The organism is Nocardia sp. CA-136227, from assembly GCF_050955695.1.
Lineage (GTDB): Bacteria > Actinomycetota > Actinomycetes > Mycobacteriales > Mycobacteriaceae > Nocardia.
Map to the genome: position 1 here is coordinate 2,853,418 of NZ_CP192081.1, position 23,014 is coordinate 2,876,431.

The 23,014-nt window shown below is 69.1% G+C and carries 10 protein-coding genes; 5 read left to right on the plus strand and 5 right to left on the minus strand.

Annotated features, from left to right (window positions below; all coding sequences use genetic code 11):
* Nucleotides 1–19 precede the first annotated feature (19 nt).
* Nucleotides 20–13,558 (minus strand): SDR family NAD(P)-dependent oxidoreductase, encoded by a 13,539-nt coding sequence (locus tag ACQP06_RS13010; protein ID WP_433672451.1) that lies wholly within the window; start codon nt 13,556–13,558, stop codon nt 20–22.
* An 852-nt stretch (nt 13,559–14,410) separates the two neighbouring features.
* On the opposite strand from ACQP06_RS13010, the gene ACQP06_RS13015 reads away from it, so the two are divergent.
* From ACQP06_RS13015 to ACQP06_RS13035, 5 genes are all read left to right on the plus strand, one after another.
* Nucleotides 14,411–15,790: an FAD-dependent oxidoreductase gene (locus ACQP06_RS13015; protein WP_433672452.1), complete on the plus strand. Its 1,380-nt coding sequence runs from the start codon at nt 14,411–14,413 to the stop codon at nt 15,788–15,790.
* 66 nt (nt 15,791–15,856) lie between these two features.
* On the plus strand, nt 15,857–16,243 hold the full coding sequence (locus ACQP06_RS13020; RefSeq protein WP_379272720.1) for a hypothetical protein: 387 nt from the start codon (nt 15,857–15,859) through the stop codon (nt 16,241–16,243).
* A 138-nt stretch (nt 16,244–16,381) separates the two neighbouring features.
* Nucleotides 16,382–17,065: a TetR/AcrR family transcriptional regulator gene (locus ACQP06_RS13025; RefSeq protein ID WP_433672453.1), complete on the plus strand. Its 684-nt coding sequence runs from the start codon at nt 16,382–16,384 to the stop codon at nt 17,063–17,065.
* Nucleotides 17,062–17,967: an SDR family NAD(P)-dependent oxidoreductase gene (locus tag ACQP06_RS13030; RefSeq protein ID WP_433672454.1), complete on the plus strand. Its 906-nt coding sequence runs from the start codon at nt 17,062–17,064 to the stop codon at nt 17,965–17,967. Before ACQP06_RS13025 ends, ACQP06_RS13030 begins: the two co-directional genes overlap by 4 nt.
* Nucleotides 17,964–19,583 carry an AMP-binding protein gene (locus ACQP06_RS13035; protein ID WP_433672455.1) on the plus strand — a complete coding sequence of 540 codons (1,620 nt, stop codon included), beginning with the start codon at nt 17,964–17,966 and terminating at the stop codon, nt 19,581–19,583. Before ACQP06_RS13030 ends, ACQP06_RS13035 begins: the two co-directional genes overlap by 4 nt.
* Nucleotides 19,584–19,608: 25 nt before the next feature.
* Here the strand turns inward: ACQP06_RS13035 and ACQP06_RS13040 are convergent, their stop codons facing one another.
* The 4 genes from ACQP06_RS13040 to ACQP06_RS13055 all read right to left on the minus strand — a co-directional run bounded on the left by ACQP06_RS13040 (nt 19,609) and on the right by ACQP06_RS13055 (nt 22,910).
* Nucleotides 19,609–20,499 carry a DUF5995 family protein gene (locus ACQP06_RS13040; protein WP_433672456.1) on the minus strand — a complete coding sequence of 297 codons (891 nt, stop codon included), beginning with the start codon at nt 20,497–20,499 and terminating at the stop codon, nt 19,609–19,611.
* Nucleotides 20,500–20,565: 66 nt separating this feature from the next.
* Nucleotides 20,566–21,450, minus strand: coding sequence for a helix-turn-helix domain-containing protein (locus ACQP06_RS13045; protein ID WP_433672457.1), 885 nt, complete (start codon nt 21,448–21,450; stop codon nt 20,566–20,568).
* A 244-nt stretch (nt 21,451–21,694) separates the two neighbouring features.
* The gene (locus tag ACQP06_RS13050; protein ID WP_433672458.1) at nt 21,695–22,363 is read right to left on the minus strand and encodes a hypothetical protein; all 669 of its coding nucleotides are present in this window, start codon (nt 22,361–22,363) and stop codon (nt 21,695–21,697) included.
* Between the two features lie 178 nt (nt 22,364–22,541).
* The gene (locus tag ACQP06_RS13055; RefSeq protein WP_433672459.1) at nt 22,542–22,910 is read right to left on the minus strand and encodes a hypothetical protein; all 369 of its coding nucleotides are present in this window, start codon (nt 22,908–22,910) and stop codon (nt 22,542–22,544) included.
* Nucleotides 22,911–23,014: the final 104 nt, after the last annotated feature.

The following is a 23,014-nucleotide window of genomic DNA, read 5'->3' on the forward strand; positions in this document are numbered from 1 at the left end:
AATCTCCTGGTCCATCAGCTCAGAGGCTGTCGATGAATTCGAAAAGCTCGTCGTCGTCGGCGGATTCGAGATCGCCGGCGTCGTTCACCCCTGGTGGGTGCAGTGGGCCGCGATCGGCCGCTACGTCCTCGAGCTTGCGTAGTAGCGCGGGCAACTTCTCGGCCAGGTCGGAACGTTCCGACCTGGTCAGTTCCGCCTCGGCGAAACTTCTGGTGAGCGAGTCGACCTCGGCGGCGAGCGCCCGCGCGGCCGCGTCGGCAGGCACCAACTCCTGACGGAGGAACTCGGCCAGGGCCGCCGGAGTCGGGTGATCGAACATCGCGGTGGCCGACAACTGCACTCCCGCAGCCGATTTCAACCTGTTGCGGAATTCCATCACCCCGAGCGAGTCGAACCCGATCGCGCTGAACGGTCTATCCGGCTCCAACGTGTCGGCGCCGGTGTGACCGAGCACGGCCGCGGCGTGCACGCCGATCACACCGAGCAGGACCCGCTTCTGCTCCTCGGCCGAACGACCGAGCAGGCGGGTGACCAGCTGTCCCGAATCGGCGGCGATCTCCGCCGTCGCCGGTTCGGTGACCGCCCCCCGCTGCTTCAGCGCTGTCGCCGAGGTGGCCGCCGGCCTGGACAGTGCCCGCATGATCGGGCGGACACCGGCCGGGTCGCCCGCGCCGAGCGCGTCGCGGTCCATGCGAACCGCCACGGAGGTGGGACGGCCGGTGGCCGTAGCCGCGTCGAAAAGGTCCATGCCCTCGTCCGCATTCAGCGGGAGCAGGCCCTCCCGTCGCAGTCGTGCCAGATCCGCTTCGGTCAGATCGCCGGTCATTCCGCTGCTCTGCTGCCATGGCCCCCATGCGATGGAGGTCGCGGGGAGTCCCTCGGCGTGCCGCAGGTGCGCCAGTGCGTCGAGGAAGGTGTTGGCGGCGGCGTAGTTGGCCTGGCCCGCCGTACCGAGCACCCCCGCGACCGAGGAGTAGAGCACGAAGGCCGAGAGGTCCATGCCCGCGGTGGCCTCGTGCAGATTCCAGGCGGCGTCGACCTTGGGACGCAGGACCCGTGCGATCTGCTCGTCGGTCATGGTGGCGAGCAGGCCGTCGGCCAGCACACCTGCCGCGTGTACGACCATGGTCAGCGGGTGCCGGCCGGGGATCGTGGCGAGCAGCCGGTCGAGCGCCGCCCGATCGGCCGCATCGCACGCGACGACGTCCACGTGCGCGCCGAGTGCGGTGAGTTCGGCGACCGTTTCCGCCGCACCCGGCGTCTCCATGCCGCGTCGGCTCGCGAGCACGAGCCTGCGCGCACCGTGGCCGGTGATGAGGTGGCGTGCGGCCACCACCCCCAAACCGCCGGTGCCGCCGGTGATCAGCACGGTTCCGTCGGTGCGCGGCGGTGCCGGGACGGTGAGCACGTTCTTGCCGACACCCCGGGCCTGGCTGAGGTGGCGGAAGGCGTCAGGGGCGCGCCGCAGATCCCATGCGGTGATCGGATACGGCGTCAGCTCACCGCGATCGAACAGTGCCACGAGGGCTGCCAGAATCTCCCGCAGCCGCTCGGGTCCCGCCTCCATCAGCATGAAACTGGCGTAGCGCACGCCGGGGTGCGTCGCGCCGATCTCGACCGGGTCGCGACGGTCGATCATCCCCATCTCGACGAATCGCCCGCCGCGGGGGAGTAGGCGCAGCGAGGCGTCCACGAATTCGCCTGCCAGCGAATCGAGCACGATGTCCACGCCGGCGCCGCCGGTGCGCTCCAGGAATTCCTGTTCGAATTCCAGGGTTCGGGAATCGGCGATATCCGCATCGTCGAAACCCATGTCGCGCAGTACGTTCCACTTGGGTTTGCTCGCCGTGGCCAGGACGCGCAGCCCCAGGTGCCGGGCGAGTTGCACCGCCGCCATGCCGACGCCGCCGGTCGCCGCGTGCAGCAGCAGCGTCTCACCGGACCGGGCGTCGGCGAGGTCGACCAGACCGTAGTAGGCGGTCGCGTACACGATCGGAACAGCGGCGGCCTGTGCGAACGACCAGCCGCGTGGCATCGGTGCGAGCAGTCGCCGGTCCACCACGACAACCGAACCCATACCGGGGGTGAAACCGAAAACGTGATCACCGACGGCGAATTCGGTGACGTCGGCCCCGACTTCCAGCACGACGCCCGCGCCCTCGCCGCCGATGCGGCCGAGCGGATCCGGGTAGGTGCCCAACGCCATGAGCACATCCCGGAAGTTCAGGCCCACCGCACGCATACTCACCCGGACCTGGCCCGGCTCGAGCACGGTTGTCGCGCCCGCGGTCTCGTCGAGTCCGAAGTTCTCCATGGCCAGGGTTCCCCGGTCACGGAGGGTCAGCGCAAAGGCCGCACCGGCGGGGGCGGTCAGGGCGCCGGAGTCGCGGGTGACTCGCGGGACGTACACCGCCGAACCCCGCACAGCCAGCTGGGATTCGTCGGCGATCGCCGACGCCGACTCCACGCCTGCGCGAAGGGCGCCGTCCCCGCCGATGTCCACGAGCCTGATCCGGTCCGGGTTCTCGCTCTGCGCGGTGCGGAGCAGGCCCCACACGGCGGCGCTCGCCGGATCGATGTGCTCGCCGGCCTCGGCCGCGACCGCCCGGCGCGTGACCACCACGACGGGATCATCACCGTCCAGCAGTCGCCGCACTCGCGCGGCGACGTCGATGACCGTCCGGCGCACCGATTCCGGCACGGATCCGGTCGTGGTCGCCGGTTCGATCGATGCGACCACATGTCTGCGCTCGCCGATCGTGGCGATCTCGTAGTCCCCGTCCGGTGCGGCGCCGGCCCAGACGACATCCACTGTGCCGCCGTCCGGTTGCGGCCGGGCCACCCAATCGACGTGGTAGCCGAGGCGGTCGCGCCGGGATGCGGTGAGCGAGCCCGCCGCGATGGCACGCAGGGTCAGTGCCCCCACCTCACCCACCGGCGTGTCGGCCTGGTCGGTGAAGGTCAAGCTGATGCGCTCGCCCCCGGAATCGGAAACCCTCGCGTGCACCCGAAGGGCGTTCGATCCGGTGCCACGCAGGCCGACGTGTTCCCAGGAGAACGGCACGGCGACCGAACCATTCGGCGGCGCGGGAAGCAGCCCGCCCAGCAGGATCGCGTGCAGCGCCGAATCCAGGAGGGCGGGGTGGATCCCGAACTCCCCGGCCTGGTCGCGGACCGAATCCGGCAGTGCGATCTCGGCGAACGCCTCACCGGCACGCGCCCACAACGACCGCACGCCTCGGAACGCCGGCCCGTATCGGTAGCCGCGTTCCGCCAGCGCCGCGTAGCCGTCTTCGACGGCGATCGCCGCGGCATCCGCGGGCGGCCAATCGGGCGATCCGCCCGGGTTCGACGGTGCGAACGCGTCGTCGGTGAGGGTCGCGGAGGCGTGGCGCGTCCACGGCGATTCGCCGTCGGGTCCGGCGTTCTCGACTCGTGAATAGAACTGTGCCGTCACGCCGTTCGAGTCGTCGGGTTCGCCCACCACCAGGCGCAGCTGGACCCCCGCATCCGCCGGAATCGGCAACGGCGCCTCGATCACCAGTTCGGCCAGACGCGGCCGCCCGGTGACCGCACCGGCATGGAGCGCGAGCTCCGCCAGGGCGGCGCCGGGCAAGAGCACCGTGCCCGCGACCGCGTGGTCTTCGAGCCAGGGCTGCGCGCTTCGCGACAGCCGGCCGGTGAACACCACCTGCTCCGAGCCCGGCAGCCGGACGATCGCGCCGAGCAGCGGATGACCGGCGTCTTCGAGTCCCGAACGCCGGACATCGTTCGCCACGACGGGCCGGGCCCAATAGCGCTGACGCTGGAACGCATAGGTGGGCAAGGCGACACGGACAGCAGGCCGGTCGTGAGCCTGCGACCAGTCGACGGGAATACCGGCGGCATCCGCCCGCGCCAATGCGGTGACGAACGCGGTCGGCTCGTCCATCGACCGCCGAGATGCCGCCACCGCCATGGATTTCGACTCCACCTCGGGGTGCTGCGCCAGGCAGGCCGACGTCATGGCGGTGAGCACCGCGTCGGGGCCGACCTCAAGGAACTTCCGTACACCGCTCTCGATCAGGGTGTCGACTCCCGGCGCGAAACGCACACAGCCACGCACCTGCGCCACCCAGTACTCTGGGTCGCGGACAGCGTCGCCCGCCTCGGTGCCGGTGACGTTCGAAACGATCGGCAGCAGCGGCTGCCGATAGGTCAATCCCTCAGCCACAGTGCGGAATTCGGCCAGCATCGGGTCCATGCGCGCCGAATGGAACGCGTGGCTGACCCGGAGCCGACTCGTCCGGACACCGCGCTGCTCGAACAGCCGGTCGACCTCGGCGACGGCGTCCTCATCGCCCGAGAGCACCACGGCGGCAGGCCCGTTGACCGCCGCCACCGAGAGGCGATCGGAATAGTCGGCCACCACCGCTACCGCGTCCGCCTCGGAGACAGCCACCGCGAGCATGGCGCCGCCTTCGGGCAGGCCACCCATCAACCGTCCGCGTGCCGCCACCAGTGCGCACGCGTCCGGCAGCGACCACACGCCCGCCACATACGCCGCGGCGAGCTCACCGATGGAATGTCCGGCGACCACGTCCGGCATCACGCCGAAGGACTCCAGCAGCCGGAACAGCGCCACTTCGAAGGCGAACAGCGCGGGCTGCGTGAATTCCGTTCGGTTCAGCCCGCTTTCGGGCGCGTCGAACATCACCGCGCGCAGCGATCCGCCGAGCCGGCCGTCGAATTCGGCGCACACTTCGTCGAGGGCGCTCGCGAAGGCCGGGTAGTCGCGGTAGAGCCCGGCACCCATGCCGCGGCGCTGCGCACCCTGTCCGGTGAACAGGAACGCCACTCGCCCCGGTGTCGCCGTGCCCGCGACGGCGGTCGTGGTGGCCTGCCCGTCGGCGAGGGCCGCCAGGCCGGCGAGCAGTTCGTCACGGTCGCGACCGATGACCCCGCCGCGCCAGTCCAGTCGGGCCCGGGTGCGGACCAGGGCCGAGGCGACATCCCGTGCGGCGAGTTCGGGGCGTTCGATCATCCACTGCCGCAACCGATCCGCCTGATCGCGCAGGGCCGCCTCGGACCGTCCCGAGAGCATCAGGGCGGCGACGCTCGGATTCTCCGGTGCGAGGGCGGGTTCGGCCGCGGTCACGGGCGGCTCCTCGAGGATGACGTGCGCGTTCGTTCCGCTGATGCCGAAGGACGAGACGCCGGCGCGGCGCAGCCGGTCACCGCCGGGCCACGGCTCGGCGTCGGTGAGCACCCGCACGGCCCCCGATGACCAATCGACATGCGGTGAGAGCTCGTCCGCGTGCAGGGTGCGCGGCAGCACGCGATGGTGCATGGCCTGAACCATCTTGATGATTCCGCCGACACCCGCGGCCGCTTGGGCATGCCCGATATTGGATTTGAGCGAGCCGATCCGCAGGGGTTCCCGGTCGCCGCGAGCTTGTCCATAGGTGGCGATCAGCGCGTGCGCCTCGATCGGGTCGCCCAGGGTGGTGCCGGTGCCGTGCGCCTCGACGGCGTCCACGTCCGCCGCCGTCAAACCGGCGTCGGCCAGCGCCTCGGCGATCACCCGCTCCTGAGCCGGTCCGTTGGGCGCGGTCAGACCATTGCTGGCGCCGTCCTGCTTGACCGCGCTGCCACGGACGACCGCGAGCACGGTGTGGCCGAGCCGCTGCGCGTCCGAGAGCCGTTCGACGACCAGCACGGCCGCACCCTCCGACCAGGCCACGCCGTCGGCGGCCGCGGAGAACGATTTGCAGCGCCCGTCCGAGGCGAGACCGCGCTGCCGGGAGAAGTCGAGGAAGACCGCGGGCGTGGCCATGACCGTGGCCCCGCCGACCAGGGCCAGGGAACTTTCCCCCTGCCGCAGCGCACGGCACGCCAGGTGCAGCGCCACCAGCGAGGACGAGCACGCGGTGTCCACCGTCAGCGCGGGACCTTCCAGTCCCAGGGCGTAGCCGATCCGCCCCGAGACCACGCTGCCCAGCGATCCGGTGAGCGCGTAACCCTCGACCTCCGGACCCGCGTTGCGGGTCAGCGACTCGTAGTCCTGGTACATCACGCCCGAATAGACGCCGGTATCGCTGCCGCGCAATGAGGTCGGGTCGATTCCCGCGTGTTCGAGCGCCTCCCAGGACACTTCGAGCAGCAACCGCTGCTGCGGATCCATCGCGACCGCCTCACGGGGACCGATTCCGAAGAAGCCCGCGTCGAAATCGGCGGCGCCGGTGATGAATCCACCTCGCCCCGAATAGGTGGTACCCGGGTTGTCGGGGTCCGGGTCGATCAGCCGGTCCAGCTCCCAGCCGCGGTCGGAGGGGAAGTCGCTGGTCGCGTCCGTTCCCGCGAACACCAGATCCCAGAGTGCGTCGGGGGATTCGACACCTCCCGGGTAGCGGCAGGCCATGCCGACGATCGCGATCGGCTCATCGGTGCGTGCGGGGCTCGACGCCGCCGGCTTCGCCACCGGTGTCGCCGTCGGCGCGACTCTCGACTGGACCAGCTTCGCCACCGCCGCGGGCGTCGGGTAATCGAAGACCAGGGTCGAGGGCAGAGACAGACCGGTGGCCTTACCGAGCCGATTCCGCAGCTCCACTCCGCCCAGCGAATCGAGGCCCAGTTCCCGGAACGGCGTCTCGGCATCGATCGAGTCACCGGAATCATGTCCGAGGACGGCTGCGACCTGGGCGCGCACCGTCTCCAGGGTCAGGGCGGCACCGCGGTCCGAACCCGCCTCGGCCAGCCTCGCGGCCAAGGTATCCACCGCGCCAACGGATTTCACGACCTCGGCGGGACGCCGGACGAACCCGCGCAGGACCGGCGGCAACGCGCGACCGTCGGATCCGCGACGCAGTGCGGTCGCATCGAAACGCAGCGGAACCAGGCGTGCGGCACGATGCGCGAGCGCGGCATCGAACAGACGCAGTCCCTCGGCGCGTTCGATTTGCCCGAGCCCGAGGCGATCCCACCGGGCGACGGCGACCCGGTCCAACTCGCCCGTCATTCCGCCCGCCTCGCCCCAGGGTCCCCAGGCCAAGGACGTCGCGGCCAGGCCGGCGGCGCGTCGCCGCTCGGCCAGCGCGTCCAGGAAGCTGTTCGCGGCCGCATAGTTGCCCTGCCCGGCCGAACCGATCACTCCCGCGACCGAGGAGAACAGCACGAATGCGGAGAGGTCGATATTCTCGGTCGCTTCGTGCAGATTCCACGCGCCGGCGACCTTCGGCGCCAAGACCCGGTCGACCTGCTCGGCGGTCAGGGAGCCGATGGTGCCGTCGTCGAGGACGCCTGCGGCGTGTACCACCGCGCTCAAATCCAGACCGCTCACCAGCTGTCGTACCGATTCAGGGTCGGCTATGTCGCAGGCGATGATCCGAGCCTGGGCGCCCAGGGTTGCCAATTCTTCGACCAGGGCCGTCGCGCCGGGAGCGTCGGGGCCTCGGCGGGAGGTCAACGCCAGGTTCCGGACGCCGTACTCGGTCACGAGATGCCGGGCGAACAATGCGCCCAATCCGCCTGTGCCGCCGGTGATCAGCACCGTTCCGGTTCCGAACGGGGTGGGGTCGACCTCGGCGTGGGCGGTCTCGGCGCGAACCAATCGCGGTACGAGCACCTCGGCACCGCGAATCGCGACCTGCGGTTGCCCCGTACGCACCACGGCGACCAGCGCTTCGGCATCCAACGGCGCCGCCGGGTCCTCGTCGACGAGGACGAAGCGATCCGGATTCTCCGACTGCGCGGTGCGCACCACGCCCCACACCGCGGCCGCGATGAGATCGGGGGTCTCGTCGGCGACTCCTATTGCGCCGGTGGTGATGACGACCAGCTGCGCGTCCGATTGCCGTTCGTCCAGCAGCCACGAATTCAGCCGGGCGAGCGTCTCGTTCACGGCCCGTCGGGTCGCCGAACCGATATCGGCCGGTTCGCCCGGGAGCTCCGGACGGTACGCCACCGCGGTCGGAATCCGCTCCGCGTCGCCGACGACCTCGCCGCCCGCGCGCTCCCAGCGCACCTGATGCAGATCGGCCGTGTTCTCGGACAGTCCTTCGAAGAACCGTCGCACGTCATACGGGCGCATGACGACGGCATCCACCGAAACAATCGGCCGGCCAACGGAATCGACGGCGGCGACGGAGATGGTCTCCGGCCCCGTCGCGACGGCGGCGACTCGAAGCGATGTCAGCTGCGCCGATCGATCCGCCATCGGCCGATGGAATCGCGCACCGCCCCAGCGGAACAACAGTTTCCCCGAGCCCGGTTCGTGATCCAGTCCGCGCCACAGCAATTCGGCGAGTCCGGCGTGCACCGTCATATCCAGCAGCGTGGGGTGCAGACCGAAAGCGCGGGCCGCGTCACCCGCCTCGGTGCGTAGGGAGACCTCGGAGAAGACAGCGTCCGTCTGTCGCCATACGGCCTGGACGCCGCCGAATGCCGGGCCGTATTCGAGCCCGGAGCCCTGAGTCATCAGGCTCGGAATGCGCGTCGCGTCGATCGCTTCCGCATCGGCGGGCGGCCACGCCTGGCCGAGCAACCGCAATGCCTCCGAGTCGATCGAATGTTCTTGCGCGAGTGCGCCGGTCGCATTGAGTACCCACGGAGCATCCGCGGACTTCCGGAAGTAGAAGTCGAAAGGCCGACGCCCGGGCTCGGGAGCCCGAACAGCGACCTGGAGTTCGATCTCGTCGTCGTCGGCGGGCACGATCGGAACCTGCAACGTGAGCTCGTCGAGCACATCGCAGTCGATTCGCATGCCCGCGATGAGCAGGAATTCCACCAGGACCGCGCTCGGGACGACCACCACGCCGTGCGCCGCATGGTCGGTGATCCACGGGTGTTCGCGCATGGACAGTCGACCCGTGAACAACCATTCATCGGTGCCCGCGACCCCGACGACACCGGTCAGAATCGGGTGATCACCGGACGTGCCCGCGGAAATACTCGGGCGCAGCCAGAACCGCTGATGCTGGAATGCGTAGGTCGGCAACGGGATTCGTCGATCGGAGGCGGGCAGCAGGGGCCGCCAGTCGACGGGGTCACCGGTGACGTGGAGCTGCGCCAGGGCGGAGAGCAGCTGCGGTACCTGATCATTCGACCGTCGCGAAGTGGCCACGACCGAGGTCGACGACTCGATGGCGGGATCGGTCGCCAGGTACCGGTTGGTCGCCGCGCTGAGAATGGCATCCGGTCCCACTTCGACGAATCGCCGCACTCCGCTCGCGAGCAGGGTGGCGATCGCGGGTGCGAAGCGGACGGCGTCCCGCACCTGCCGCACCCAGTAGTCGGGGGTGGCGATGGTCTCGCCCGCCAGGTCTCCGGCGACGGTGGAAACGATGGGCACCCGGGGCGGGTGATAGGTGAGGCGCTCCGCGATCGTGCGGAACCCCGCCAGCATCGGATCCATTCGTGCCGAATGGAAAGCGTGGCTGACGCGCAGCCGGGTGGTCTGAATTCCCTCGGCGGCCAGGTCTCGTTCGACGGCGTCGATCGCGTCGGAGTCACCGGAAAGCACCGTCGCGGCCGGGGCATTGACCGCGGCGAGCGAGAGGCGGCCATCGTGTCCGGCGATGATGTCGTTCGCTCGTGCCTCGTCGACGGCGACGGCGAGCATCGCCCCGCCCTCGGGGAGTTCGCCCATCAACCGGCCTCGGGCCGCCACGAGTGCGCAGGCGTCGGGCAGCGACAGCACTCCGGCCACGTGGGCGGCCGACAGTTCGCCGATGGAGTGGCCCGCGAGGACGTCCGGTGCCGTTCCGAACGATTCCAGCAGCCGGTACAGCGCGACTTCGAAGGCGAAGAGCGCGGGTTGCGTCCATTCGGTGCGATCGAGCACGCCGGTGGCATCGGTGAACATCACCTCACGCAGTGACCGTCCGAGGAGCGGATCGAGGTGTGCGCACACCTCGTCCAGTGCGGTCGCGAAGGCGGGGAAGGCGCTGTAGAGGTCGGCGCCCATGCCGACTCGCTGGGCACCCTGTCCGGTGAACAGAAACGCGGTCTGGCCCGTGACGAGGGTTCCGGTGAGGATCTCGGCGCCACTGCCCGCATCGGCGACGGCCTGCAATCGCTCGAGCAGCTCGTCCCGGTCGCGTCCGAACACCACCGCGCGCGAATCGAGTTGTGCCCGGGTCGAAGTCAGCGCACCGGCGACCTCGGCGACATCCAGCTGAGGGCGTTCCGACAACCACAGTCGCAGGCGGGCGGCCTGTGCGCGCAGCGCCGCCTCGCTCTTGCCCGAGAGGACCAGCGGCACCGCGCTCGTGTTCGGGAGATCCGAGCCGCCGCGCGGAGTGTCCGATGTCGCCGCGTCGACGGGCGCTTCCTCGAGGATCACATGCGCGTTCGTTCCGCTGATCCCGAACGACGAGACCCCCGCCCGCCGCGGCCGCTCCCCGCGTTCCCACGGTTCGGCCTCGGCCAGCAGCCGTACCGCACCCGCATTCCAATCCACATGCGGGGAAGGCGTTTCCGCGTGCAGGGTGCGCGGCAGTCGTCCATGCCGCATCGACTGAACGGTCTTGATCACACCGGCGACGCCGGCGGCGGCGACGGTATGGCCGATATTCGATTTGAGCGAACCGATCCGCAGGGGTTCCCGGTCGCCGCGAGCCTGTCCGTAGACGGCGATCAGCGCCTGTGCCTCGATCGGATCGCCCAGTCTCGTACCGGTGCCGTGCGCCTCGACGGCGTCCACATCGGCCGCCGAGATTCCGGCGTCGGCGAGGGCCTGCTCGATCACGCGTTGCTGCGACGGCCCATTGGGTGCGGTGAGCCCATTGCTCGCGCCGTCCTGGTTGACGGCACTACCACGCACCACCGCCAGGACGTCGTGTCCGAGCCGGCGAGCATCGGAGAGTCGCTCCAGAACGAGCACCCCCGATCCCTCGGACCAGCCGACACCGTCGGCAGCGGCAGAAAAAGCCTTGCAGCGGCCGTCGCGCGACAGCCCGCGCTGCCGGGAGAAATCGACATACAGGTCGGGAGTCGCGGCGATGGTCACGCCTCCGGCGAGAACCAGAGAGCTCTCGCCCCTGCGCAATGCCTGGCACGCCGAGTGCAGCGCCACCAGCGAGGAGGAGCACGCGGTGTCCACCGTCACCGCCGGCCCCTCCAGGCCGAGGACGTAGGCGAGCCGGCCCGAGATGACGCTGTGCGAGGTGCCGGTCAGCCGGAAGCCCTCCAGCTCGCCGGTGACGAGACCGGAATACCCTGACGCGCAGGCTCCCACGAAGACACCGGTATCGCTGCCGCGCAGTGTGGTCGGGTCGATTCCGGCGTCTTCGAGGGCTTCCCACGCGGTTTCGAGGAACACCCGCTGCTGCGGATCCATCGCCAGTGCCTCGCGCGGGCTGATCCCGAAGAATCCGGGGTCGAAATCACCTGCACCGCTGAGGAAGCCGCCTCGTCGCGTGTAGACGGTGCCCGCCTTGTCGGCGTCGGGATCGTAGAGACGATCGAGATCCCAGCCGCGATCGGCGGGGAAGTCACCGATCGCGTCTCGTCCCGCCGCGACCAGGTCCCACAGCTCATCGGCGGAGGAGATACCGCCGGGGAACCGCGCACCCATGCCGACGATCGCGATCGGCTCGTCCGAGGAGGTTCGCCGCGTGACCCGGCCGCGCTGCTCACCGGCCGCGGTGGCGTGTGACCTCAGCAGGTCGGCCACCGAGGTGGCGGTGGGGTGATCGAAGATGAGCGAGGGCGGCAATTCCACACCCGTCGCCCGGGTCAGGCGTTTCTGCAGTTCCACGCCACTGAGCGAGTCGAACCCGAGATCGGTGAACGGCAGGTCGCCGCGAATCGACTCGGCCGATTCGTACCCGAGGACCGCGGCGGCCTGCTCGCGGACCACGGCGAGAACCGCGGCGCGGTGCTGATATTCGGGCATCGCTCGCAGCTGGTGCGCGAGGACCGTCGGGGCGGGCGCTACCGGCGGCGAATCGACGGATTCGAGCTCGGTGGAGTTCTCCCGGCGGTGAAATGCGTACGGCGGCAGGTCTACCCGGACACCGGTCGCCCCGGCCGTCGAGTCCATCGGCAGTCCGGTGCGGTCCGAACCGCCGCCGTGCTCGGCGAGCGTTCCCAGCCCGACCAGTAGCTGCTCGCGGCTCGACACGGAAAAGTCTGCCCGCCAAGGCATCTGGGCGCGGGCGGTGAGCAGAGAATACGCCACGTCGGCGAGGGCGAGTTCCGGGTGGCGCACCAGCCAGTCACGGAGCCGGCTCGCCTGCGCGCGGAGGCCGGCCTCATCGCGCGCGGAGAGCACGATCGGCACCTCGGCGGCGTCTTCGGACTTGCTGGTAGTTGTCGCGATGTCCGCGATCGGAGCCTCGTCGAGGATCAAGTGAACGTTCGAACCGCCCATACCGAATGCGGATACGCCCGCCCGCCGAATGGCGGTCGCAGCCCACTGCTCCGGTTCGCTGACCACACGCAAGCGCAGATCATCCAGGGGAATAGCCGGATTGGGCCGCTCGAAATTGAGGCTGGCCACGAGTTCGCGGTGGCGCAGACACAGCGCGGTCTTGATGAGGCCGATGATTCCGGCGGCGCCCTCCAGATGGCCGACATTCGTCTTGACCGACCCCACCGCCAGCGGCGAATTCGGTTCGCGATCGGAGCCGTATGTCGCGCCGAGTGCGGCGGCCTCGACCGGGTCGCCCGCCGGTGTTCCCGTGCCGTGCAATTCGACGTACTGCACGGAATCGGTGGGCACATCGGCCGCCTCGAGCGCGGAGCGAATCGCGGCGACCTGCGCTTCGCGACTCGGCGCACTCAACACCCGCCGTTCATTGCCGGTATTGACCGCGCTGCCACGGATGACGGCGTGAATCCGGTCGCCGTCGTCGATCGCCTGTGCCAGCGGCTTCAGCACGATCACGCCACCGCCTTCGCCGCGCACGAATCCGTCCGCGCGCGAGTCGAAGGTGTAGCACCGGCCCTGTGCCGATTGCGCACCGAAGTGTTCGATCCGTTCACCACTGGTCGGCGAGAGGATCAGATTGACGCCACCGGCCAATGCGATATCGGTTTCACCCGCCCGCAGGCTTTCGCACGCCAGGTGCACCGCGACCAGCGAGGAGGCCTGGGCGCTGTCGACCAACAGGCTGGGGCCGGTGAAACCGAAATAGTTGGAAACCCGGTTGGCGATGATTCCGCGCGTCGCGCCCCACAGGGAGTGGCGCGTGATGCCGGGCCCTTCGGCGGCGTTGACGAGTTCCGCGAAGTCACCGCTGGTACAACCGAGAAATACCCCGCCCCGGCGCGATTCGCGGGCCACATCGGCCAGCCCCGCGTCTTCGAGGGCTTCCCAGCTCAGCTCCAGCGCGAGCAATTGCTGTGGATCGATCGATCGGGCCTCATGGGGGGCGATGCCGAAGAACTCCGCGTCGAAATCGCTCACGGAATCCAGGAAACTCGCGCGTTCGCTGAGATTCGCGCGCGCCGCCGGGGCGGCGCCGACGGTGGCGCGTCCCTCGCCGAGTAGCCGCCAGAAGTCGTCGAGATCAGCAACTCCCGGCAGCCGGCACGCCATTCCAACGACAGCTACGGGGAAATCTGATCGGGTCACTACTCGAGATCCTTCCTCACGACGAGCACGCACCTGCGCGCAACAGCACCGCGCATGTGTGAAATGTCTACTACACCAAGAGTTTTAGAGATTGTTCGAGGTTGCCTGACCGGGCGGAGGTCGACGCAGCCGGGATCGAATTCCCAGGAGCGGCAAGCCGGAAAGGCTGCGCTCGGGGATATTCACGGCAGTGGCAATGCCAGACACAGAGTCTCCTCGGTAGCTCGAGTCCCCCCCGAGAAGTGATGTGCGGGATCGAGCCCCGCGCGTTGCTAGGATGTGATGCCCCGCATCGATTCGCGCGCAACGACATTCGAGTTCAGCCCGGTGCGGCCATCCGATATCACGCCGCACCGCACGGCGAATGGCAATCTCAACCCTCTGATCAACACCTGCACCTACCCTGCCTCGCTGCGCCCGACCTCCCCGTCGGACCGTCCATCGAGCCCACGCTGGACCGTAACCTGAATCGAATACTGGCGAGTAGCTTACCTGAGGGTAGAACCGGACGCTTGGCTAATTCTGTGCCGTATCGCATTTCGGCTTGCCATTGATTTGCGGCAGGTCATCACCTAAGCTGCCGCGTCGGCAAGCTGTTGCCGCCCAAGGCAATTGACTCTGGCAGCCCAAGGGGCATTGCCGCACCAGATCATCGGTACCGGCGTCAAGCCCAGTGAATTGCCGTGTTGTGCGCTGCCGGTGGCAGCGGTGGCCGTCGGAGTGGATATGGGGGAGCGCGGCGGCGCGGAACCGTCAGCGAGGGCGTCCTGCGCCGGGCCTCCGACGGCCGCGCCCCGCGGCGGAACAGGTTGGTCCCGGTTTCGTGGGCCGTGACCTCGTACCGTGTCAGTCATGAGCGAACGCGTGGTGATCATCGGTGGGGACGCGGCGGGGATGGCGGCGGCTTCGCAGGCGCGCCGGCTGAAGAGCGTGCGGGAGTTGGAAATCGTCGTCTTCGAGCGGGGGCATTTCACCTCGTATTCGGCGTGCGGGATTCCGTATTGGGTCGGTGGGGAAGTCGGTGGGCCGGATGAGCTCGTCGCGCGGACGCCGGAGCAGCATCGGGCGCGGGATATCGATCTGCGGCTGCGGACCGAGGTGGTGGAGATCGATGTGGCCGGGCAGCGGGTGCGGTTCCGTGCGCTCGACGCGGGGCAGGAAGGCTGGATCGGTTACGACAAGCTCGTGATCGCCACCGGTGCGACGCCGATCCGGCCCGAGCTGCCCGGTATCGACGCCGACGGGGTGCACGGTGTGCAGACCCTCGATGACGGTCAGCGGCTCATCGACACCCTCGAATCGATTCCGGGGCGGCGCGCGGTGGTGGTGGGCGCGGGATACATCGGGGTGGAAATGGCGGAGGCGATGATCCATCGCGGATTCCAGGTCACCATGATCAACCGGGGCGCCGAGCCGATGTCCACCCTCGATCCCGATATGGGCGCGCTGATCCGGAAATCGATGCAGGGCATGGGCATCGACGTCATCGGTGACACCGAAATGACAGCCGTCCGGACCGACGAACGGGGACGCGTCACCGCCGTCGCCACCGCCGACGCCGAATATCCCGCCGACGTCGTGATTCTCGGCATCGGTGTCCGCCCCGTCACCGGCGTCGCCCGCGCGGCGGGTCTCCCACTGGGGGAGTCCGGGGGCCTGCTCACCGATCTCGCCATGCGGGTGCGCGGGCACGAGAACATCTGGGCGGGAGGCGATTGCGTGGAGGTGCTCGACCTCGTCTCCGGCTCCGAACGCCACATCCCCCTGGGCACCCACGCCAACAAGCACGGCCAGATCATCGGTTCCGGCGTGGGCGGTGACTACGCCACCTTCCCCGGCGTGGTGGGCACCGCGGTCAGCAAGGTATGCGATCTGGAGGTCGCCCGAACGGGTCTGCGCGAGAGCGACGCCCTCGCCGCCGGCTTGCAATTCGTCACTGTCACCATCGAATCCACGAGCCGCTCCGGCTATTACCCGGGAGCAGCCCCCATGACCGTGAAGATGCTCGCCGAACGCCGCACCGGCCGCCTCCTCGGCGCACAGATCGTCGGCCGCGAGGGCGCGGGCAAACGCATCGACATCGTCGCCGTCGCCCTCACCGCGCGTCTCACCGTCGACCAGATCGTCGCCCTGGACCTCGGCTACGCGCCACCCTTCTCCCCGGTCTGGGACCCGGTCCAGGTCGCCGCCCGCAGGGCCGTCACCGCGGTCCGCCACGACGCCACCCGATAGTGCTCCCGACCTGCGCCGCGACGCCGACCCGCGACGCCGGTTCGCTCACGCGCATAGACTGCCGTCATGACCGCGGCGCGTGAGATCCCCGATCCCTGGTCGGTAGGGCGCCTGACTCCGCACTGGGTCCCGTCGCGGGGTTTGAGCAACGGACTCGACGCGCGAGGGTGGGGAATCCTCGCCGACCTCGACGAGTCCCACGTCTATCGAGTGCTTTTCGCGCTCTCCGATATCGGCATCGCCGCCTACGTCCTCCCGGTCCGTGTCACTGTGCTGGAGGCCGGGGACCCGGAGGTCCTCTGGCGGCTGTGGGTCGACATCCCGCACTATCGCGCGGCGGAGGATCTGCTCATGATCCTGCTGCGCCACGGCCGCAAGCCCCGCCGCTCCGCGCAGCCGGCCCCGGCCCGTCGCCGTCGTCGGCGGGTGGCTCTGGTTCGCAAATCGCGCTGAGGGCCCGTCGCCCCTCCCGCACTCGCCGAATCTCTCGCTGCGCTGCCTCGGTGCACGCACTCCCGTTCCGGTACAACGCTTCTCCTAGCCAGGTGTTGACACCTGGTTACACCTACTGCATTCTGAACCGTGTTCAATATGAACCGTGTTCAGAATGGCGGGTGGATGGCCACGAAGTGGGGTGACCGCGAGGCTCGTCGGGGCGACATCCTCGACGCCGGACGACGGTTGCTGACCGAGCAGGGCTACGCCGCGCTGCAGATGCGCGATGTGGCCAAAGGAGCGGGCATCAGTCCGGGCACCGTGTACACGTACTTCGCGACCAAGGAAGCGCTGTACGCGGCCCTGTACGCCGAACGACTCGGGGAATTCGTCGCGAAGATCGAGCCGCTGTGCGAGAGCCTCGCGGACCCCGAGGACCTGTTCGTGGCGATCGCCACCGACTACGCCGAGATGTACCGGGTGTACGGGCAGGAACTCAATATCTGGGCGGTGCTGGCCGGGGAGGTGGACGTCGATCACGAGGTGGGCGGTCAGCTGGTGCTCGCGGCAGCGCGCGCCTACGACCTGATTCTGCGAACCGTCGAGCGGATGCGGATTCCGGGCCTCGGCGCGCAGATCGACACCGGGACCGTGGTGGCGACGCTGTGGTCGGTGATCACCGGTCTGGCCGACAACTTCACCAGTGTGCGGCACCACCTGCACGCCCGCGGCTGGGACGAGACCGTGCGATTGGCCGCACGGATACAGATCGCCGGTTTACGGACCCTCGAGGCGGTCGCTGGGGCGGGGACCCTCGAGGCGGAAAAGGAAGAGCGATGACGAACAGTGAGAACCCGGTCGTGCGCGCGGCCCGGATGACGCTGGACCGGGCGGTCAACCCGCCGCGGTCCTCCGATCGGAAAGCGTTGCGGCGGGCGGTGTCCGGCAAGACCGTGCTCGTCACGGGCGCGTCCTTCGGGCTGGGCGAGGCGGTGGCGCGCGAGCTGGCCGCCGCCGACGCGACGGTGCTGCTGGTGGCGAGGACCGCGGAGCGGTTGGAAGCCCTTGCCGCGGAGTTGAATTCGAAGGGCGGGCGTGCCTTCTCCTATCCGGCGGACCTGACCGACGAGGTCGCGGCCGGGGAGCTGGCCAAGACCATTACCGAGCGGCACGGCGCCCTGGATGTGATCGTGAACAACGCGGGCAAGTCGATGCGGCGGTCGTTGCACCTGCAGTACGACCGCTTCCATGACTTCGAACGCACCATGGGCATCAACTATCTGGGCCCGATCCGGCTGCTGCTGGGCCTGCTGCCGCCCATGCGGGAGGCGGGCCGCGGCCAGATCATCAATATCTCCACCGTCGGCGTGCGGATCGCGCCCGGCCCGCGCTGGGGCGCCTACCAGGCGTCCAAAGGGGCCTTCGACGTCTGGTTGCGCAGTGTCACACCGGAATTGCGGGCCGACGGCCTCACCGTCACCACCGCCTACATGGCCTTGATGTACACCCGGATGAGCGCGCCGACCCCGATCATGCGGTTGCTGCCCGGACTGTATCCGGAGGAGGCGGCCGAGATCGTCGCCCGCGCCATCGTGCGTCGCCCGCGCGCCCTGGCCCCCTGGTGGGTATGGCCCGCCGACGTGATGTCCACCGCGCTGCCGGGCCCGATGGCCGCGTTCATGCGGGTCTGGGCGCGGGCCACCCGCGACACCGACGCCGCGAGCGCCGGGGGACAGCGATGAATCGGATCAAGCTGGCGCGCAACGGGATAGCGCTGGGTGTGGCGCTGACCGAGGCGCAGGTGCTGCGCCCGGTCGGGGTCGGGGCGGCGGTGCGCATGAGCTGCGCGCTGGCCGGTCACCGCACGAACCCCCCGGTCCTGCCGTCCCTGTCCGCGGCCCGGTGGCCGAATCGGACCGCGGTGGTCGACGACCGTGGCACGGTCACCTACGCGGAGCTGTCGGCGACCGTCGACGCCGTGGCGGGCGGACTGGAGCGCGTGATCGGCGCCGGCACCGGCGACGGGGTGGCGGTGATGTGCCGCAACAGCCGGTATTTCGTCGCCGGGCTGTTCGGGGTGCTGGCCACCGGCGCGGACGCGCTGCTGCTCAATACCGACTTCCACACCGAGGCGCTGCGGCGCACACTGGACCGCCATCACCCGGTGACGGTGCTCTGCGATGCCGAGTTCGTGCCCGTCCTGCGGTCGGCGGGCTACACCGGACCGCTGGTGATCTGCTTCGGGTCGGCCGGATCCATGGACCCGAGCGTCGACGCCTGGCTGCGGATGGGCCTCGCGGCCCCCGCGCGAAAGGCGTCGGGCCGCTTGGTGATCCTGACCTCCGGCACGACGGGCATCCCCAAGGGCGTGCCGCGAGAACCGGGAGTGTCGATGATCGCGGGCACCGCCGCGAGCGTGATCCATCGCACCGGATTGCGCGCGGGCGCGGTGATCGCCGTCGGCATCCCCATGTTCCACGGCTTCGGCCTCGGCATCGCCCTGCTCGGGATCACCCTGGGCGGAAAACTGGTGCTGCGCAGGCGATTCGACGCCGAGAACGCGCTGGCGACGATCGCCGCCCACCGGGTCGAGATGTTCGCCGGAGTGCCCATGATGCTGCAACGCATCATGGCCGTGCCCGCCGAGAAGCGCGCCGACCACGACCTGGCGTCGCTGCGTGTGGTGCTGTCCGGGGGCGCGCCGCTGGCGCCGGCCGTGGCCGCGGCGTTCATCGCGACCTTCGGCGACGTGCTCTACAACGGTTACGGTTCTTCGGAAGTCGGCATCGGCACCTTGGCCACACCGGCCGATCTGCGTGTCGCGCTCGGCACCGTGGGCCGCCCGGTCAGCGGCACCGACGTGCGCATCCTCGGCGTGGACGGATCGCGGTTGCCCGCGTGGGCGGTCGGGCAGATCTACGTCGGCAGCGCGTTGGGTTTCGCGGGGTATTCCGGTGGCGGCGACAAGGCCCGGACCGACGGTCTGATCAGCACCGGCGACCTCGGGTATCTCGACCCGGGCGGGCGGCTGTTCATCGCGGGCCGGGCCGACGACATGATCGTCTCGGGTGGCGAGAACGTGTATCCGCAGGAAGTGGAGAACGTGCTCGCGACCCACCCGGCGGTGTGCGACGCCGCGGTGATCGGGATCGAGGATGCCGACTACGGGCAGCGGCTGGTCGCCTACGCGGTCGTGGCGCCGGGGCAGGACATCGGTCCCGAAGAGCTTCGAGCGTTCCTGCACGACCGGGTGTCCCGGTTCCAGCGGCCCCGCGAGATCGCCGTCGTGCCGGAGATCCCGCGCAATCCCACCGGAAAGATCGACCGGAAGGCGCTGCGGGCATCCGGAGCCTCGTGACAGCCGGCCGGAAAGTGCGAGCCGGTCAGATGGCGTCGAATTGGGCCAGCACGTCGAACGAGGACTCCGCGGTGCGGTGTTCCAGCTCGATCCCGGCCTCCACGGCCGGTGCGAGCGAAGGATTCTCGAGCGCGAGACCATTGGCGAAGATGGTGGTGTTGGCCGCCAGGTCGGCGAACACCAGCATCGGCTTGGTCGCCGCCCCCTGACCGAGCGCGGCGTCGAGACCCTCGCCGAGGAAGTAGAAGCGCCACAGCGGGCCCAGCTTCGCGCGGTAGATCCGGTCGGTGCGCTCGGTGATGACATCGCCGATGCTCGCGATCCCCGCGACGATCGTGAAGTAGTCGCCGGCGTCGGCCGGAGTGGAGCCCGCCGCGGCCACGGCCCGGGGTAGGTCGACCACCAGGTGCGCGTTGTATCCGGCCAGCGCGACGCGGGCGGGGGAGGCCGAGCAGTCGGCGGCCAGGGCGAAATAGTTGCGCCAGTGCGGTTCCGGAGTGCCGCCGCTGAATTCCGCGTGCACATTGTCGAGGAACCGGCGCAGCAGATCGAAGCTGACCCGATGGGCGTATTCCGGATCGGCGAACGCCCGCGGAGTGTGCTGGAGCGGCATCACGGCGAGTTGCTCCACCGTGTCCAGACCGGTCGCGAAGGTGCCGCGCCGGTCGGTGTGGCGTTCGAGGATCTCGGTGAGGCCGTGATCGCGGGCCACCGCGTCGTCGAGCCGCGCGAGCTGGTCGGCACCGGCGAGGGCGGCGGTATCGGAGAGCCGCACGATCTCGTCGATCTCGGCGGGGGACAGGGTGGGCGCGCAGTCCGACGGTCCGACCGGCGCGGCGAACGCGGTCGCGGGGGTGACGATCGTGGCGGCGGTGACGGACAGTGCAGCCAGGGAACGCGCAAATGCATTGAGCACGATGGATTTCTAGCAGGAGTCCTCGCGCGAGTACAGCCTGACACTCGTGGGCGGCGGGCCGATCTGTCAGGCGAGGCCGGGCAGATGCTCGAGCGGTTCACACTGCGGGTCGCTGATCCGGTCGGCCGGGGGCGTCGGGCCGGACCGGTTTTCGGCGGGTGGGGCGTTCGTAGGGCGGATACCGAGGAAGAACTGTATGCGTCCCGGGTAGGCCGGGTCGTCGGTGACACCGTAGAGCTGGGCGTTGATGGTGTACTCGTGGCCGGTCTCGGGGTCGCGCAGGCGCATTCCCGGCTCCGGTCTGCCGTAGCTGGCGGGGGCTTCGTCCCACAGTTCTCTGACGATGTCGAAACGGGAGAGTTCGGCGAGGAATTCGCGGGCCCCATCGGCGGCGCTGTTGTCGGACAGCAGTCCCCGCAATCCTTGAACGGCGAACCGGATCTCGTCGTCCAGGTCCGGGAGTACCCGGCGGGAATTGTCGTCCGTGAGATACCAGTGCAGCAGATTGACGCCGATATCCAGTCCGGGGAACGCCCGCCGGTAATTCTCGTTGCACGCCAGCACGGTGCCCCGGATATCCAGATAGGCGGCCGGATTTGGTTCGTGCAGAACCAGCACCTGCCGCATTTCCGGGCTGACCGCCGCGGTCAGCTCCTCGGCGGTCGGGAACGCGGTCTGGCCGAGTCCGGCGAGGTCCAGCAGGTGCCGTTGCTCGGCCGACGAGATCGGGCTCTGCCGGTCCAGGTATCTGACGATCGCCTCGACCACCTCGATGCCGGGATGGGTGCGGTACCCCTTCTCCAAATGCACGATGTAACTGGCGCTGGTCCCGATCCCGAATGCCAGCCGCTCCCGCGAGATTCTTCGAGTCCGCCGCAATCTGCTCAGCAGCGCCCCGAACGAGGGCGGTCGTACCCGGGGTTCGTCGAGCGCCGGATTCACCTGCAGCATTACGCCATCCCACCGTGTCGGATCAGCGCGGCAACCTATCCGAATGACCCACATGTCACCAAGCCGATCGAATATGCAAATCCGCCCGAACGTAACACCCGGGAAAGGACTTACGGATATTCGACACGGCCCGGAACATCACGGTTCGTCAGTGGGCCGCCGTGGCAACAGTTTTCGCTGCCTCAGCAAATATCAGACATAGGGGACATTGGAAACAATTACCCCACAATGGTATCCATCGGGCTCAGCGCAGCGAGTAGACGTAGCGGCTGGTGGGGATGACGTCGATGTCACGGTCGGCGCCGAAGCGGGAGGTGCTGTCGAGCATATTGGAGAGGCGGCGTTCCAGTTCGGCGGCGTCGCCGCCGCTGCCCCAGTAGGCGTGCGGGTCGGACATGGCCTCCATGGGGAAGAGTTCCTCGACGATGGCGTCGGCGCGGGCGCCGGCGGTCATGGGGGCCAGGACCGGATTCTGGATGTAACCGACGGCGGCCTGATTCTCCAGTGAGACCCGGGTGTGGTCGACAATCCAGGCCCGCAGCCACTCGTCGCGGGGCATGCCCGGGGGAATGCGCAGGATCGCGATGCGCGCCAAGGCTTCCGCACGGGTGCCGCTGTCGGTGCGAGGCGGGGCCACCGGGGTGTACTCGTCGACCAGGAAGCCCTCCAGGCGATCGGCGAGCGGTCGCAGCAGCGAGGTGACGAAGTCCGCGTCCTCGACACCGCGCATGGTCACCACGGCGTCGACGGGAGTGTCATACGTGCAGAACCAGAGTTCCGCTGCGGCGACGTACTCGTCGCGGATGTTGATCTGCAGTTCGCTGACGCCGGAGCGGGCCAGGGTTCGCCGCAGGTCACGGTCGTGCAGATTGGTCTTCAGTTCGGCCCCCCACAACAGATACGTCAGTTTCATAGCTTCACTTACTGTTGTGTGATGTGGATCATCCTGCGTACTGGACAGTAACCCAGACATTCCGTCTATGACCAGGTGATCTCGGTCACTGGGACTGGTGACCGGCGCGGGGGCGTGAACTGGTGAAACGCTTCCCGGCCGGTGTCGTCCGCGACGCGGCGAGGCGGAACCGCCGGACTCAGCAGTCGGAGACGATGGGCCAGATCGTGCCGACATTGGACCGCGAGACCCAGCCCTTGTGGCCCGCGCTGTTCTTGATGTAGACCCAGAGGTTGCCCGCGTTGTTCTTCTCGGTGCACACCACCTTGATCGCGGCGCCCTCGGCCACGGTGTACCCGGTGTGGTCGCAGCTCGAGGAGTTGCCGGTGTACAGGTTGTAGGTGTTGTAGGGGCCGTCCATCACCGAATCGCCGTAGATGGCGTGGCCCACGTCGCTCGGGTACCAGTTGCACGCCTGCCCGGCCTGCGCGGCGGGCGCGCCGGCGAACACCGACAGACCCGTCGATCCGATCGTCACCGCTGCCGCCAGCAGAAGTCTCGCCTTCATCAGAGTTCCTTTCCCTTCCCGGGCACGACATTCCGTGCGCGAGTCAGGAGAACGTAAGTGGCGCAGACCTTTTGGCTCAACGGTATCGGGCTGGCAACTTGTTG

Coding starts and splice junctions, on each gene's coding strand:
- ACQP06_RS13020 (WP_379272720.1), top strand. CDS start 15,857: ATGACCGCGGCGCGTGAGATCCCCGATCCCTGGTCGGTAGGGCGCCTG.
- ACQP06_RS13025 (WP_433672453.1), top strand. CDS start 16,382: ATGAACCGTGTTCAGAATGGCGGGTGGATGGCCACGAAGTGGGGTGAC.
- ACQP06_RS13050 (WP_433672458.1), bottom strand. CDS start 22,363: ATGAAACTGACGTATCTGTTGTGGGGGGCCGAACTGAAGACCAATCTG.
- ACQP06_RS13015 (WP_433672452.1), top strand. CDS start 14,411: ATGAGCGAACGCGTGGTGATCATCGGTGGGGACGCGGCGGGGATGGCG.
- ACQP06_RS13035 (WP_433672455.1), top strand. CDS start 17,964: ATGAATCGGATCAAGCTGGCGCGCAACGGGATAGCGCTGGGTGTGGCG.
- ACQP06_RS13045 (WP_433672457.1), bottom strand. CDS start 21,450: ATGCTGCAGGTGAATCCGGCGCTCGACGAACCCCGGGTACGACCGCCC.
- ACQP06_RS13055 (WP_433672459.1), bottom strand. CDS start 22,910: ATGAAGGCGAGACTTCTGCTGGCGGCAGCGGTGACGATCGGATCGACG.
- ACQP06_RS13030 (WP_433672454.1), top strand. CDS start 17,062: ATGACGAACAGTGAGAACCCGGTCGTGCGCGCGGCCCGGATGACGCTG.